The organism is Gilliamella bombi, assembly GCF_900103255.1.
GTDB lineage: Bacteria > Pseudomonadota > Gammaproteobacteria > Enterobacterales > Orbaceae > Gilliamella > Gilliamella bombi.
The window spans coordinates 13649-28842 of the sequence record NZ_FMWS01000006.1; the positions used below are offsets into that span (position 1 = coordinate 13649).

General features: G+C 33.6%; 11 protein-coding genes. 8 read left to right on the forward strand and 3 right to left on the reverse strand.

Annotated elements, in window-relative coordinates; translation table 11 throughout:
• Positions 1 to 340: 340 nt before the first annotated feature.
• Both B9N71_RS01230 and B9N71_RS01235 read right to left on the reverse strand, forming a co-directional pair.
• Positions 341 to 559: a Flp family type IVb pilin gene (locus B9N71_RS01230; RefSeq protein WP_085163831.1), complete on the reverse strand. Its 219-nt coding sequence runs from the start codon at positions 557 to 559 to the stop codon at positions 341 to 343.
• 288 nt (positions 560 to 847) lie between these two features.
• Positions 848 to 2278, reverse strand: coding sequence for a sodium:proton antiporter (locus B9N71_RS01235; protein ID WP_208610401.1), 1431 nt, complete (start codon positions 2276 to 2278; stop codon positions 848 to 850).
• Between the two features lie 787 nt (positions 2279 to 3065).
• On the opposite strand from B9N71_RS01235, the gene B9N71_RS01240 reads away from it, so the two are divergent.
• The 3 genes from B9N71_RS01240 (at position 3066) to dld (ending at position 7338) form a co-directional block, all read left to right on the forward strand.
• The gene (locus tag B9N71_RS01240) at positions 3066 to 3995 is read left to right on the forward strand and encodes a hypothetical protein (protein ID WP_085163832.1); all 930 of its coding nucleotides are present in this window, start codon (positions 3066 to 3068) and stop codon (positions 3993 to 3995) included.
• 411 nt (positions 3996 to 4406) lie between these two features.
• Positions 4407 to 5366 (forward strand): 23S rRNA (adenine(1618)-N(6))-methyltransferase RlmF, encoded by a 960-nt coding sequence (gene rlmF / locus B9N71_RS01245; RefSeq protein WP_085163833.1) that lies wholly within the window; start codon positions 4407 to 4409, stop codon positions 5364 to 5366.
• Between the two features lie 274 nt (positions 5367 to 5640).
• Complete coding sequence (dld, locus tag B9N71_RS01250) at positions 5641 to 7338, forward strand: D-lactate dehydrogenase (protein ID WP_085163834.1); 1698 nt, start codon at positions 5641 to 5643, stop codon at positions 7336 to 7338.
• A gap of 108 nt (positions 7339 to 7446) precedes the next feature.
• Here the strand turns inward: dld and mutS are convergent, their stop codons facing one another.
• Positions 7447 to 10005, reverse strand: a complete 2559-nt coding sequence (gene mutS / locus B9N71_RS01255) for a DNA mismatch repair protein MutS (protein WP_085163835.1) — start codon at positions 10003 to 10005, stop codon at positions 7447 to 7449.
• A 446-nt stretch (positions 10006 to 10451) separates the two neighbouring features.
• Here mutS and B9N71_RS01260 point away from each other — a divergent pair, with 446 nt between their 5' ends.
• From B9N71_RS01260 to B9N71_RS01285, 5 genes are all read left to right on the forward strand, one after another.
• A complete protein-coding gene (locus B9N71_RS01260) occupies positions 10452 to 11042 on the forward strand; it encodes a hypothetical protein (protein ID WP_143421976.1) in 591 nt (196 codons plus the stop codon).
• Between the two features lie 816 nt (positions 11043 to 11858).
• Complete coding sequence (locus B9N71_RS01270; RefSeq protein ID WP_085163837.1) at positions 11859 to 12821, forward strand: CBASS oligonucleotide cyclase; 963 nt, start codon at positions 11859 to 11861, stop codon at positions 12819 to 12821.
• A gap of 11 nt (positions 12822 to 12832) precedes the next feature.
• Complete coding sequence (locus B9N71_RS01275; protein WP_085163838.1) at positions 12833 to 13339, forward strand: HORMA-1 domain-containing protein; 507 nt, start codon at positions 12833 to 12835, stop codon at positions 13337 to 13339.
• Positions 13339 to 14271 carry an AAA family ATPase gene (locus B9N71_RS01280; protein ID WP_085163839.1) on the forward strand — a complete coding sequence of 311 codons (933 nt, stop codon included), beginning with the start codon at positions 13339 to 13341 and terminating at the stop codon, positions 14269 to 14271. The genes B9N71_RS01275 and B9N71_RS01280 overlap by 1 nt, the downstream gene beginning before the upstream one ends.
• Positions 14268 to 14972, forward strand: a complete 705-nt coding sequence (locus tag B9N71_RS01285; protein ID WP_085163840.1) for a DUF6602 domain-containing protein — start codon at positions 14268 to 14270, stop codon at positions 14970 to 14972. The genes B9N71_RS01280 and B9N71_RS01285 overlap by 4 nt, the downstream gene beginning before the upstream one ends.
• The last annotated feature ends 222 nt before the right edge of the window (positions 14973 to 15194 follow it).

Genomic DNA, 15194 nt, shown 5'->3' on the forward strand with positions numbered 1-15194 from the left:
ATATTGATACTTGGGGGGATTAAGTTTTGCTATGATAAACATGATCAGGTTGCTGAGTCTACTTGCTCATATCGTGAGTGCACTGATGATATAATGCCACAAGTTTAATCTAACCTTGGAGTTGATATTTTCTTACAATTTATAATATTTTTTGTGTAACTTATAGGTGGTGTCGACATTTTTAAAGACCAAAAATATCAAAAAGTACCGATAATAATTATTGATACTAAAATGCATATTGACTATCTATATTCAGTCAACAACCACTTTTTTTATTTTAAAGATTTATTTCATAAAAATAAGTTAGCAGAGCATGATGTTTAGTTTAATCATACCTCAATTACTGATTTACTATAATAACTAATCTGTCCTGTATTGATGAAAATACAGTATAAAACATATCATGCATTGGACCTGATTGTCCTCTAAATATTGTAAATATGATTACCGAAATTCCAGCTGAAATAACCGCATATTCAACTACCGTTATGCCTTGCTTATTTTGAATAAATTTAGCTAGAAAAGTATTAACTAGAATATTCATTATGCATTCTTTCATCACTTTATCCTTTCATTTAATATTATTTGTATTTTTATGTAAATGAATTCCTTTTAATGTTTATTTTACAATTCTAACGACAAATAGAATAAAATTCAAGTAAATGGGTTTTATATAATCGATTATTTGTTAAATAGTATTCAATAACATCAGTTTGATAATTGATATGTTGCCTTTAAGTAAATTTTTTTAACTTTAGGAAGTACTTGTAAAGTTTACAGTAATCTAAACAACTCCAAAAAAATTGCGCTATATTACACAGTTATTTTAGTTTGTTAGTAGCCTAAATTAAAAGAGTAGAAAAAACACCAAATTATCAATGATAAACACTGGGATTAAAATACATACAGACCATTTCATGTAACTAAAAAAGCTTGGCATGTTAATTTTATTTTGAATTGCAATGCTTTTGACCATAAGGTTAGGTGCATTACCTATATAGCTAAGAGCTCCCATAAAAACTGAACCCATTGAAATAGCGAGTAAGGTTTTTTCTAATATATTCATTAAAATAGTGGCATCGCCCGAAGCTAGATTAAAGAAGACCAAATAAGTGGGGGCATTATCTAAGAATCCTGAAAGTAGACCTGATAGCCAAAAATACATGCTATTGATCGGTTGTCCTTGTTCATTTGTTACTAGTGATATTATTGGGGCTAATGCACCATGGCTACCTGCTCGTAAAATAGCAAGTACAGGGACGATAGTAATAAAAATCCCGATAAACAGCTTAGCAACTTCAATGATAGGCTCCCAATTAAATTCGTTACCGGCACGTACTTGTTTAGGGGTAATTAACATAGAAAATAGGGTAATCATGATAAAAATAGTATCACGAATTAAATTTTGTAAAGCAATATGTGTTCCTAAAACCGTAAAATTAACCGATGAATGCCAAATACCAGACATTAACACGCAGGCAATAATGATTGCCAATAAAAAGATATTGCTTACACCATAAACCTTAATAGCGCTAGCTTTTTTAGCAGAAGTTAATGTAAACGAATCACCATATTGGGTACGAAAGTAGTAGCAATCAATCTTATAATAAATTGCTAATAACAAAATTGAACTAAACAAAACTGGCAACAACATATGTTGAATTGTCCATCCAAAATTAACACCTTTTAAAAAGCCAATAAATAAAGGTGGATCGCCGAGTGGTGTTAATCCACCACCAATGTTCGCCACTAAAAAGATAAAAAAGACAATGGTATGTACGGCATAATTTCGCTGACGATTAGCTCTAATTACAGGTCGAATCATTAACATAGCTGCGCCAGTAGTGCCCATGAGTGAGGCTAACAGTGTACCTATTGCAAGCAAACCAACGTTTAGTTTGGGTGTGCTAAGCACATCGCTCTTAATTAAAATCCCTCCTGAAACGGTAAATAGTGCAAGCAATAACAAAATGAAAGGAATATATTCAGCTATAATTGCATGAGCAGTAAGATTGATGGTGGTTTGTAGACCAAAAGAATATAAGGCAAACAGTACAAACAGCATTGTCCAAAAAGTAATAATTTTGCCATAATGATAATGCCAAAGTCGCGACAGAAATAGCGGCATTAATGCAATAGAAAATAAAATCCCTACAAACGGAATCCCCCAACAAATTGATAAATCATCACCGCTAAAATCAGCAGCTAAAAGATCAAAAGGTATTAGTGTTAAAACAATAAAGGAACAGAGGGCTTTCATTAATTTTTGTATTTTCATTTTTAAAGAGCTCAAATTATAACAAAGTGTTTTAGTTTTATCGAATTTTAAGATTTTTAATAAGGATTGAGCAATAATATTGTAACGGGAATTTAATAATATAAAAACCACCACAAACAACACCACAGTTAGCTATAACCATCTGATTTAATTGGAAATTAAAATTTTAATAAAATCAATAGTCTACCTGAACAATTTTAGAGCAAGAAACACACTTATAGCACCACAATGTTAATAAATTTGCCCTATCAGAGCGCCAAAATATACCGATAACGAAGTAAAGCTAGAACACCAAACAAGGTTGTTGGCGGTGTTTGCGTTTTAGATGTTATCACCAATATTAATCATTCCACAAAAACTAAAAGCTCCTAAAACTAACACCATATTTTAATTAGAAAATTCACCTATTTTATAACTGAATCATTTCTATCTTTATGTTTATTTAAATTTATTTACATTTCTTTACAAAAAAATCCGCCAAAAAACTAGCCAACTATTTTTTAAATGGCTATACTTTAACCGCTACAGGAAAATAAGCTCATTAAATAAGCGAATAATTATAAAAAATAAAATAAAACAAATAATTACTTGACAGGTAAACCATAATGCATTATCATTTTAGACACCAGACACCAGACACCAGCACTGGCAAACCTATGTATTAAATTTATCAAATAATCCTATTCGACGAGTTTTTACACGAAGCTTATTTATATCTTCCAAATTATCTCTCTATGTTTTATCGAAATTGTCCCCAAAAAGCTTATTGGTGTTGGGACTGTTATTATTGTTATCTTCATGGAATTTACAGGCGAATAGCAAAAAATATCGAACAGGTAATCGTAGTGATGCAATAATAATACCGTCGCCAGTTATCAATTATGTAAGGCCAAATCTATATAATGGTAAGGGAAAATTTGCAGGCCCAGCTGACATATGGAATCCTGATAAGGGCTTTTTAGTACAATCAATTGATTTCGAATCAATTCATCCTGAATCATATAATCAAAATTTCCCGACCACTGGTCTGGATGGTTTATATTTTGATTTGCTCATAACAGGAATAGAACCAGAAAAATTGACATGGGAACCCGTTACTTTGGGGGGAATTACTGCAACAGTGACAAATGTTGTAGCTGAGGATTGGTGGATTCCTTATGAAGATAGGGGAGTTGTAGCCCGTGTTAAGTTAACAGGTCCAGAGGCAAGAACTCAAAGGAATAATCCTAAACCTAGTCAAATAGCTAAGCCAAGGTTACCACAGACGTTTGAGTTAGTGGGTAGAGATAGAGATGGTGTAGAGGTAGTAAAATATGGATTTGAGTTGAGGCAGTGGTTCGTCTATCGAGATAATCTAAATGGATATCCACATCATAGTGACCAGTTAGCATGGTGTAATGGTTTGGGGTATCGCATGTCGAGGGTAAGGGATTTAAGTAATGCGAAGTGTGGTATTAATTGGCCGTTCTGTTCAAATGGCATAGACGACTCTAGCTCATCAGGTAATTATTACCAGCGTCGAATTGGCGGTGGATTTTTCGCAGAATGGGGCGAACCGCACAGTTACTTTGGTGGTAAGGACTTCAACAGCCCCTACGCTGTATGCTGGACGAGTGACAAGGCAGGTAGCACCACCCCGTTTCATGTTTCGCTCGATGGCCGAGTCTACAGCAGTGGTGAGTACCTCCCCTTCAATGCTATTTGCACCACACCTTAGTATTTATTTTTTAATACTTAGGGCGCTAAGCAGGCAAAGCTTGTGAACCTAGCGCTTTAATGACTGAAAGTAAAAACAATGCTCCGACTGATACAATTTTCAAGCTTGCGCTTTTGCTATCAACTGGCTGTTATTAACAAATTATTATTAAATAGCTATTATCAAATAACAAAAGCGCTTTTATTAAAAAGCCAAATTCAACGTAATAAAAAATTAGTCTATAATTGTTTGATTTTATTTAAAAAATAAAATAAAAACTTCAATAAAATCAATAGCCTACCTAAACGTTTTTAGAGTAAAAAACAACGCTACACCGTAGTCATTTTGATTAATTGATTTGTTCGGTTTTCGCATATTGCTGTTAAGTCGTTATAATAGCGGTTATTTGATTTTGGATAAAATAGGACAACCGTGCAAACGCCATTAAAAAAGCTTCAATTACATTGCAGAAACAAACACCAGAATGGCTATGATTTTACAAAGCTCATTAAAATACTGCCTGAGCTGTCTCGGTATGTAAATCAGAATTGCTATGGCAATTTATCGATCGATTTTGCCGATCCTATGGCTGTCAAACAGTTAAATAAAGCCTTGTTATTGAATGATTATCAAATAAATTATTGGGATATTCCAGATGGTTATTTATGTCCGCCCATTCCTGGTCGAGCTGATTATATTCACTATTTGGCTGATTTATTAGCTCAAGACAACCAAAATAGCATTCCAACAGGTAAACAAATTCGGGTTTTAGATATTGGCGTTGGGGCTAATGTGATTTACCCTATTATTGGTTGTGCCGAATATGGTTGGTCATTTGTAGGGAGTGATATTAATCCAGTTGCGATCAAAGTTGCTTTGCTAATTACACAAGCCAATAGGTTATTAAAAAACACTTTGCAGTGTCGATTACAAAAAGACAGTGGATCGATTTTTAAGCATATTATTAAGCCCAATGAATTTTATGCTTTAACCCTGTGCAATCCGCCTTTTCATGCTTCAGCAGAAGATGCATTGGCAAGTACGCAAACCAAATTGAAGAAGTTAGGTAAGCTAACAAATTCCACTCAAAAAACTGTGCTTAATTTTGGTGGACAAAATGCCGAGCTTTGGTGTCAAGGTGGTGAAAGTGCTTTTATTAGTAATATGATTAATGAAAGTACTCAATATAAAACTCAATGCCTGTGGTTTACTTCATTAGTTTCAAAAAAAGAGACCTTGTCGATAATTAACAAAAAATTAAAACAAGCTGCTGTTGTTGAAAGCCGTATTATTCCCATGGCGCAAGGGCAAAAAGTGAGTAGGTTTGTAGCGTGGACTTTTTTTAATCAAGTAGAAAGAAAGGCACGAATAAAAAGCACAAATAAAAAGTAATTAGGTAAAATATTATTGTTTTTATTTTATAAAAATTCTAAATTTTGCTATTTACTACTATGTGACCTTAATAATTAATAGTATAAATCTATCATTGTTGTTTTTATTCACAAATAAATGGTTGTTACTTATATCTTGTTGTTTATTATAATAAAATTAAAACCCAACAGAATCGTTGTTGACTAAAAATTGCATAGTAAATTGGTGATTATTCGATTAAGATGTGCTGATTATAAAATAATCAGCGCCATTTTTATCGCAAAGGAAAATCCCTATGAATAGCAACGAGTCAGCTGTACTTATTAAAAAGTTACAAGAAATTGTTGGTACCAAAAACACTTTAACCAATCCAGCACGCACATTACCTTATCGTCAAGGTATTCGCTTTGGTGAAGGTGATGCATTGGCAGTTGTTTTGCCGGGAACGTTAGTTGAACAGTGGCAGGTGTTAAAAGCGTGTGTTGAAGCGGATGTGATTGTTATCACACAATCCGCAAATACTGGATTAACTGGTGGTTCAACGCCTGATGGTAATGACTATGATCGTCCTGTTGTTATTGTTAGCACTCGTCGCTTGGATGGTATCAAAGTGATAGAAAATGGTGAACAAGTTGTCTGCTTACCAGGTAGTACACTTTTTCGTCTAGAAAAGGAATTAAAAAAATATCATCGAGGTCCGCATTCGGTTATAGGTTCATCTTGCATTGGCGCTTCTGTGATGGGTGGTGTATGTAATAATTCAGGTGGGGCGCTTATTCAGCGTGGTCCTGCTTATACGCAAATGGCGGTGTTTGCTCAATTAGATGCGCAAGGTCAGTTACACTTAGTCAATCATTTAGGTATAGAATTGGGTGATGAACCAGAAACAATTTTACAGAATCTTCAAAATCATACTTATACTGATAAGGATATTAAACGTGATGCTGGTTTAGGTCATGATCACCATTATTGTGAGCATGTTCGTGAAGTAGATGCCGATACGCCTGCTAGATTTAATGCTGATCCTGCTCGTCATTATGAAGCATCAGGTAGTGCTGGTAGATTAATGGTATTTGCAGTGCGTCTTGATACATTTCCGTTAGAGAAAAAATCAGCCGTATTTTATATTGGTACAAATGATATTAATGAATTAAATGGTATTCGTCGCCACATTTTAAGCCAATTTAAAACCTTGCCTGTGTCGGGCGAGTATATACACCGTGTGGCGTTTGATATTGCCGCAGTTTATGGGAAACCGACCTTTTTAGCCATTAAAAAGCTAGGTACAGATATGATGCCACGCATGTTTGTGTTTAAGAACTTTGTTGATCGTGTTACCGCTAAAATTCCATTTTTTCCAAAGAATTTTTCGGATCGGTTTTCTATCTTTGCTTGCAAATTTTTGCCAAATCATTTACCAAAATCAATGCGTGATTATCGTGATCGTTATGAACATCACCTTATTTTAAAAATGGCAGATGATGGGATTGCAGAAGCCGAGGCTTTTTTAAAAGACTATTTTCAAAATAAAAATGGTAATTATTTTTTATGTAACGAAAAAGAAGCCGAAGCCGCAATGTTACACCGTTTTGCAGCTGCGGGTGCTGCAACGGCTTATCGTAATGTACATAGCAAAACAGTGGAAAACATTGTTGCATTAGATATCGCACTACGACGTAATGATACCGATTGGTTTGAAACGCTGCCAGAAAACATTGATCAAAACTTTATTTATAAAATGTATTATGGGCATTTTTTCTGTTATGTATTTCATCAAGATTATATAGCTAAAAAAGGGGTAGATTGTGATAAAGTTAAGGCGGAGATTTTAGCATTGCTTGATCAGCGTGGAGCGCAATATCCAGCTGAGCACAATGTGGGGCATTTGTATCATGCCAATGAGGATTTGAAAAAATTCTATCAAGAGCTTGATCCTACAAACAGTCTTAATCCGGGCATAGGTAAAACATCTAAGAAGAAAAATTGGGCTTAATTTTTTAAATTCTAGATGCTATTCATAATTAAAACCAACCGTTAGAAATCACATCTAGCGGTTTTTTTCAGAATAATATCACAATAAAACAATTAGAGGTTATTTAAATTACACCAACTTTTTTAATTGATATAAAATTTCTAATGCTTGTTTTGGTGTTAAAGCATCAGGATCAATCTGTTTTAACGCTTCTTCAACTTCCGAAGGTTCAGGTTCGTTGATAAAAGAAAGTTGAGATTGAGCAACGCCACTGTTAGCCGTTTGTTTTGAAATAATCTCGAGCTCTTTCAATTTTTGTTTAGCCCGTTTTAGTACTGCCTTAGGCACACCGGCAAGTCCAGCAACAGCAATACCAAAACTTTTACTCGCTGCGCCTTCAGATACTTCGTGGATAAAAGCAACGGTATTATCGTGTTCAATGGCATCAAAGTGGATATTATAAACACCTTGCATATGTTCGGGTAATTGGGTTAATTCAAAATAATGAGTGGCAAAAAGCGTCATTGATTTGATTTCATTCGCTAAATTTTCGGCACAAGCCCAAGCTAATGAAAGCCCATCATATGTTGAAGTTCCTCGACCAATTTCATCCATTAATACTAAACTTTGTTGAGTTGCATTGTGCATAATGTTAGCCGTTTCGGTCATTTCGACCATAAAAGTGGAGCGACCAGATGCCAAATCATCAGAAGCGCCAATACGTGTAAAAATGCGATCAACAGGTCCAATGACTGCTTTTGATGCAGGGACAAAACTACCAATATAAGACAGTAATACAATTAAAGCAGTTTGACGCATATACGTACTTTTACCGCCCATGTTTGGGCCCGTAATAATTAACATACGTCTGCTTGGTAATAATGAGAGTGAGTTTGCAATAAATGGTGTTTGTAGCACTTGTTCAATGACAACATGACGTCCGTCTTGGATCTCAATACCTGCTTGTGTTGACAATGTTGGACATTGGTAATTGAGCGTTAATGCTCTCTCGGCAAGATTAGTTAAAACGTCAAGTTCTGCAATCGCTTCTGCGCTGGTTTGCATATTAGCTAAGTCGGGCATTAATAGATCAAATAGCTGTTCGTAAAGTTGTTTTTCGAGTGCTAATGCTCGCCCTTTAGAAGTTAGCACTTTATCTTCGTATTCTTTAAGTTCGGGGATGATATATCGCTCAACATTTTTCAGTGTTTGACGACGAGTATAATGAATTGGTGCCAAATGACTTTGCCCACGGCTGATTTGGATATAGTAGCCATGTACAGCATTAAATCCAACTTTTAATGTGTCAATGCCAAGTGTTTCACGTTCTCGGATTTCTAACTGTTCTAAATAATTGGTTGCACCATCCGCTAAACTTCGTAGTTCGTCTAGTTCTGCATTATATCCAGTAGCAATAACCCCACCATCACGAATAATTACCGGCGGTGTTTCGACAATAGCCTGATTTAATATTTCGGCTATATGGTCAAATTGATTTATTTTTTTACGCAAGCTAATTAACGCAGGTGAAGTAAGACCACTTAATAGTGTTTGTAATTGTGGTAATAAATTATAAGCATCACGTAAACGAGCAAAATCACGAGGTCTAGCTGTATGTAATGCAAGTCTTGCCAAAATACGTTCCAAATCACCAATTTGTTTTAATAATGGATTAACTTCATCAATATAATTTTGTAATTCGCCAATAGCTTGTTGTCGATTTTGTAATATAGTCAAATTACGAATTGGTGAATGCAACCAACGTTTAAGCATACGGCTACCCATTGGTGTTTGAGTTTTATCAAGTATTTCAGCTACAGTATTTTGAGTTCCACCAGATAGGTTTTCGGTGATTTCTAGATTACGACGTGTTGCGGCATCTAACACGACAAAATCATAAGCCGACTGTTTGATAATTGAACGTATATGAGGTAGAGCTGTGCGTTGAGTATCTTTTACATATTGTAACAAACAGCCAGCTGCACAAAGTGCATAATTACAGTCTTCCACACCAAATCCAATTAAATCATTAGTACCAAATTGTAGATTAAGCTGTTGTTTTGCTGTTTCAAGATCAAAGTCCCATTGTGGGCGACGGCGCAATCCAGAGTTATTTTCAATTAATGGCATGGATTGAAAATCTTCTGGATATAGTAATTCGACAGGATTTGTACGTTGTAATTCGGCTTGCATTTCCTCGAAATTGTCACATTCAAAAATATAAAATCGTCCTGAACTGATATCGAGTGTGGCATAGCCGTAATAATTTTTATATTGCCAAATTGATGCCAGTAAGTTGTCTTTGCGATCTTCTAATAATAGCTCATCACTTACCGTACCAGGAGTTACAATACGGACAATTTTTCGTTCTACTGGTCCTTTACTAGTAGCTGGATCGCCAATCTGTTCACAAATAGCAACAGATTCCCCTAGTGCGATTAACTTTGCTAAATAACTTTCAACCGCATGATAAGGCACGCCAGCCATTGGAATCGGTTCACCATTTGACGAACCACGCTTTGTGAGCGAAATATCTAAAAGTTGCGAGGCACGCTTGGCATCATCATAAAACATTTCATAAAAATCACCCATACGATAAAACAATAAAATATCAGGGTTTTCAGCTTTAAGTTTTAAATACTGCTGCATCATTGGGGTGTGGTTGGCTAAATTGTCTTTATTAGTCATGGTGGTTTTCTTTTTTTATCTTTCAACGTAATAAGTAAATTCATTAGTCTAACAAAGAACCATTAAGATGCATAAATTCGTACTGGTTCTTATTTTTAGTTTAATCATAAATTATGATAAATGTAAGTTGTATAATGTAATCATCTATATAATAATTTTATTATAACTGATTATTGGTTTATTACAGAGGCTATTTGGGGCTTAATGTAAAATGGATATGCTTGCATTTAATTAAAGAATTGGACTCATTACGAGCCCATTATTCTAAATTATGTACTTTTTATGTGGTTTGGTTATTCAACAATATTGAATATAAAAAAGTTTTTATCTTTATATTGCCATATAAATTTTTACATCATTTTTGTACTAATAACCAGATATTTATAATTCGATTTTTTTATGATTAGTTAAGACTTTTAAATTAATAAAATGGGCAAAAGTAACCAATGGATCGTTATTATCAATTTTATTCAGTAAATTATCAAAAATATTTCGCTTTTTTCCTAATCTATTGGTCAATGATTGTAGTACAAGCAATTTTTTTTACTTGTTTGTGTAGTTATACAAATAGTTTCTCTCAGTCTCTTTTTCCTTTGTTCTTACCTTTTTTATTTGCAGCGTTGATTGGTATAATGTATCAAGCTATAGCAGAAAATTTTTTAGATGAACATTTGGAAATATTTTATGATAATGAAAAGATAACATTTATATCATCTAAATTGGGAAAAAAAGAATTTTTATTTTCTCAAATAAAATTTTTTGCTATTTATCGAAACAAAGGTGCTTTTGCTTCTATTAGTTTTTCTATAGATATTCAAGAAGATGGAAGCGGACCAATAAAAAAAATACGTTATATTAATCATAAATTCTTTTATCACGATGACGAGAGAAAACAAAGTTATGATATTGTATATAGCTTTATGTATGGAATAGGCTGTGATATTTTACTTTGGCAATATGATTTAATTAAAGACGAATATCATTCTAATTATCATAACAGAGCATATCGTTTGACAAAAATTTATAAACGTAAATAATTAATATAAATTGTAGGATTTACTAGCGTTGTTTACAGTAATTTGAGAAACTACTGTAATGAATATACATAAAAAACAAAACTAACTAGAGAATATTTATTTGTTGGCATTGATGATTTTTCACGTGATCTTTATGCTAGTATTTACCCTGATACGTTCCAATTTAGCGAAGCACAATTTTTACAAAACGATGTATTAGCCTGGTGTCCTTATACCACTACATGTATTTATTCTGATAATGGACGTAAATATCAAGGCACTAGTGAACACCTATTGAGTATAAAACATTAAAACAAGCAGCTTAATTTTCTACGTGAGTTGTGTACTAAGTTTGGGGCATTTACAAGTTGTGTACTAAGTTTGGGCATTTACACCTTGACAGGAATACCTGCTTCAGCTTCTTTTAAAATAGCTACGATTTGATGTTCAGTCATTTTTTTCATAATTAAATCCCCTTTACTTTTATCATAGAGAATTTTCTATTTTTTGCTGTAATATTTTAGGGGATAGTTACACCCAAAAATTAAAAAAGCGTGAGAAAAATAATTAATTGCTATAAGTAATATTTTAATAATATGTGGAATCATGTATTATTAGAATATAAGTATTGAACATCTTTATAAAGTTGTTAATTTATTATTTACCTAAGTATCTAAAAATTAGAGATATAGATATGAGTTTATTAGCTGAAGCATATTATAGAATTTATGGTGGTGAGTTAGTTACTCCTTCTCAATATGAGGCAAAAAATCATCTTGAAACAGTTTTTTAAAATCCCATATAACTATAATATACTTAAAATAAAAGGGAGTTTTCATGAGTCGACTACATGTTGATCACAAGTACATAAAAAAATTTGCTGAAGAGAAAGTCAATTTGAAAGCTGACTTTGTCAAAAAATATAGAGATCAAGCAGGTAGACTAAAGGAAAAACTAGAAAATTATCTTAAGGAACATGAGGACTTCTCATTAAAAAAGATTCTTATGTCAGGCAGTCTTGCTAAAGGAACTTCATTAAAAATTATAAATGATATTGATCTAGCTTGTTATATTTCAGGTGCTGATGTACCAAGAGATGTAGATGCTTTATTAAAGTATCTCGAAGATAAACTGAAAGTTGCTTTTCCAAACTTCTCCCCTGATCAAGTAAAACGGCAAAACTATAGTATTTGTGTTTCGTTTCGAAGAACAGGCTTAGATGTTGATATTGTACCAATACTTTATGATGGAGATCCCAACTGGTATGGTTGCTTGGTTAGTAAAGCAAATGGTGAGTTTTTAGAAACTTGTATCCCTAGGCATTTAGAGTTCGTTCGTACAAGGAAAGCAAATGATCCTCATTTTGCTCAGGTGGTTAGATTAATCAAGTTTTGGGCAAGAAAACAAAAAAATGAAGATCCTGATTTTAGATTTAAGTCATTCATGATTGAGCTCATTCTTGCTTATTTATCAGACAAAGGTCAAAATTTATCAGACTATCCAGAAGCGCTACAGAGCTTTTTTACTTATATTGCACGCACGAATCTAGAAGAACAAATATCTTTTACAGATTATTATGATGAATCTAAATTAAGTAAATTTAGTGATATTGTACAGATTATTGATCCTGTTAACTCTAAGAACAATGCAGCAAAGTTATATAGCCGAAAAAATGTAGATAAGATAGTAGATGCTGCTTTAGATGCAGGAGATGCTATTGATGCAGCATTAGCAGCACCTACGGAAGAAAAAAAGCTTTATTATTGGCAAAAAGTATTTGGATCAACTTTTACTGTGTGAACGAGGGAAATATGTCTTCAAGTTATACAACAACTGAAACAGTTACTATTACTTATGCCAAGTATCTTGCTGCTAAAGTAGCTACTGATTTAAAAAGAATGCAACGTTTTTATGGAAAACCTTCTGATAGTGATATTTCTAAATATGAAGAAGAAGTTGTGCTGCTTATTAAATACGGATACTTAAATAAAGTCACTTATGGTTTCAAAAAAGAAGGTAAATGGATAGAGCCTACGCTAATTTATACTAGTTCAGATTTACAAAATACAAATGTAGATGATGACCCAGGAAAGATTAGGCCAGGGAAAAGTATTGTTGGTGCTAGCTTTTCAAGTTATTTAACTTATACAAGTAAATGGGATAAGCTTTCAGTTCAAGAAAAATCTGATTTTAAAAATAAATTACCATTTAAAAGAGTTGGTGCGGAAGAGCCATCAGTTAATGGATACTTAGAGTCTGATCGAACCTACTCATCAGGCAGTCACTCACTATCTCGTTCCTCTGTAAGGAGTTATTAATGACACAAACTAATACTACTGAACTATTTGATAACCCTATCTCTTTCCCTGATCCTGAAGCCCAAGAAAGATTATCTAAATTAATTGGGCTGGATGATAAAATTTCTAACCTATCTAAGATATTAGGTTTATTAATAAATAAAGATGGCTTAAAAAAATGGGCTGAAAAATATTATTCAAATGTTGATGATATTATGAATATTGTTTTGCGTAGGCCATCACTTGTTGTATTAGCGGGGGATGTTGGTTCTGGCAAGTCTGAGCTAGCTGAAACTATAGGTGACTTTGTTGCTAGACAAGAAAAAATTGATATTACCTTATTTCCATTAAGTCTATCCTCCAGAGGACAGGGGCGAGTAGGTGAAATGACTCAACTAATAAGTTCTGCTTTTAAGCATACAATAAAAGAAGCTGAAAAATTGAAGCACTCAAATAAGGTAACTGGAGGTATTATTTTACTTATTGATGAAGCTGATGCTCTAGCACAATCAAGAGAGTCAAGTCAGATGCATCATGAAGACAAAGCTGGAGTAAATGCCTTTATAAGAGGGATTGATAGTATTACCAATGCCAAGCTGCCTGTTGCTGTCATTATGTGTACCAATAGAGTAAATGCGTTAGATCCCGCAATTAGGCGTAGAGCTGCTGAGGTTCTAATTTTTGATCGCCCAGATGATAATAAAAGAAAAGATGTTATCTCCTCATTATTTTCTCCTTTCGAGTTTACTGATAATGATATTATGAAATTAGTAGAGGCCACTGGCCCCACAAAAGACAGGAAATTTGGATTTACTTTCTCTGATATAGTTCAGAGGCTTACTCCTGCTATTATTTTAGACGCATATCCAACACAAAAAATAGATCCTAATAGAGCATTAGAGATTGCTAGATCTTTTATTCCAACTAAGCCGTTTATAGAGGATAGTTTATGAGTGACTGGTCACTTCCTGAGTTATTAGGGAGTCTGCATAAAGACATTATTAATAGGCTTGGTATTGTAAGGGGAGCATTAGGACATCCTGGAACAAAAGGAGATGGCTCCGAAAATGTTTGGCTTGATCTTTTTAATACTTATTTACCCAAAAGGTATCAAGCAATAAAAACACATCTGGTTGATAGTAAAGGATCATTCAGTGATCAAATTGATGTTGCCATTTTTGATAGGCAATATTCTCCCTTTGTATTTACATATGAGGGTCAGAATATTATTCCTATTGAAAGTGTTTATGCTATTTTTGAAGTAAAACAAACAGCAGATAAGTCAATGATTGATTACACTAAAAATAAAATATCTAGTGTAAGAAAGCTTTTATCTACAAGCTTACCTATTCCTCATGCTGGAGGAGAGTATCCCCCCAAAGATCCTATTTCAATTATAGGAGGTATTTTGACTCTTAAAAGTCAATGGACCCCTGCATTAGGAAACGCTCTTCAAGTATCTTTGGAAAAGGATAATATACTTGATATGGGATGTATAGCTGATCATGGTTATTTTATAAAAAATGGAGATACTTACTCATTAACAAACTCTGATAAGGCAGCTACAGCTTTTTTATTTCAATTAATATCAAGATTACAAAGCAGTGGAACCGTTCCTATGATCGATATTTTAGCTTATTCTAAATGGTTATAAATTCTGGCTTAAGCAAAAGGAACTAATATGTAGGATTTACTAACATTTGATCCTTGATCCTAGCCAAAAAAGTGGACAAAATTCGCTGTAAATGCCCCAAACTTAGTACACAACTCACGTAGAAAATCATGCTGTCTGTTTTAGTGTTTTATACTCAATCGGTGTCATGTTTATAAAGGTTTTTCCTATAAATTCTGGTCCATTTGATCCTCGCCAAAATAT

What these genes read in the sequence shown, in the direction of transcription:
- dld (WP_085163834.1), top strand. Translation starts at nt 5,641, where the DNA reads ATGAATAGCAACGAGTCAGCTGTACTTATTAAAAAGTTACAAGAAATT.
- B9N71_RS01275 (WP_085163838.1), top strand. Translation starts at nt 12,833, where the DNA reads ATGTCTTCAAGTTATACAACAACTGAAACAGTTACTATTACTTATGCC.
- B9N71_RS01280 (WP_085163839.1), top strand. Translation starts at nt 13,339, where the DNA reads ATGACACAAACTAATACTACTGAACTATTTGATAACCCTATCTCTTTC.
- B9N71_RS01260 (WP_143421976.1), top strand. Translation starts at nt 10,452, where the DNA reads ATGGATCGTTATTATCAATTTTATTCAGTAAATTATCAAAAATATTTC.
- mutS (WP_085163835.1), bottom strand. Translation starts at nt 10,005, where the DNA reads ATGACTAATAAAGACAATTTAGCCAACCACACCCCAATGATGCAGCAG.
- B9N71_RS01235 (WP_208610401.1), bottom strand. Translation starts at nt 2,278, where the DNA reads ATGAAAATACAAAAATTAATGAAAGCCCTCTGTTCCTTTATTGTTTTA.
- B9N71_RS01270 (WP_085163837.1), top strand. Translation starts at nt 11,859, where the DNA reads ATGAGTCGACTACATGTTGATCACAAGTACATAAAAAAATTTGCTGAA.
- B9N71_RS01285 (WP_085163840.1), top strand. Translation starts at nt 14,268, where the DNA reads ATGAGTGACTGGTCACTTCCTGAGTTATTAGGGAGTCTGCATAAAGAC.
- B9N71_RS01230 (WP_085163831.1), bottom strand. Translation starts at nt 559, where the DNA reads ATGAAAGAATGCATAATGAATATTCTAGTTAATACTTTTCTAGCTAAA.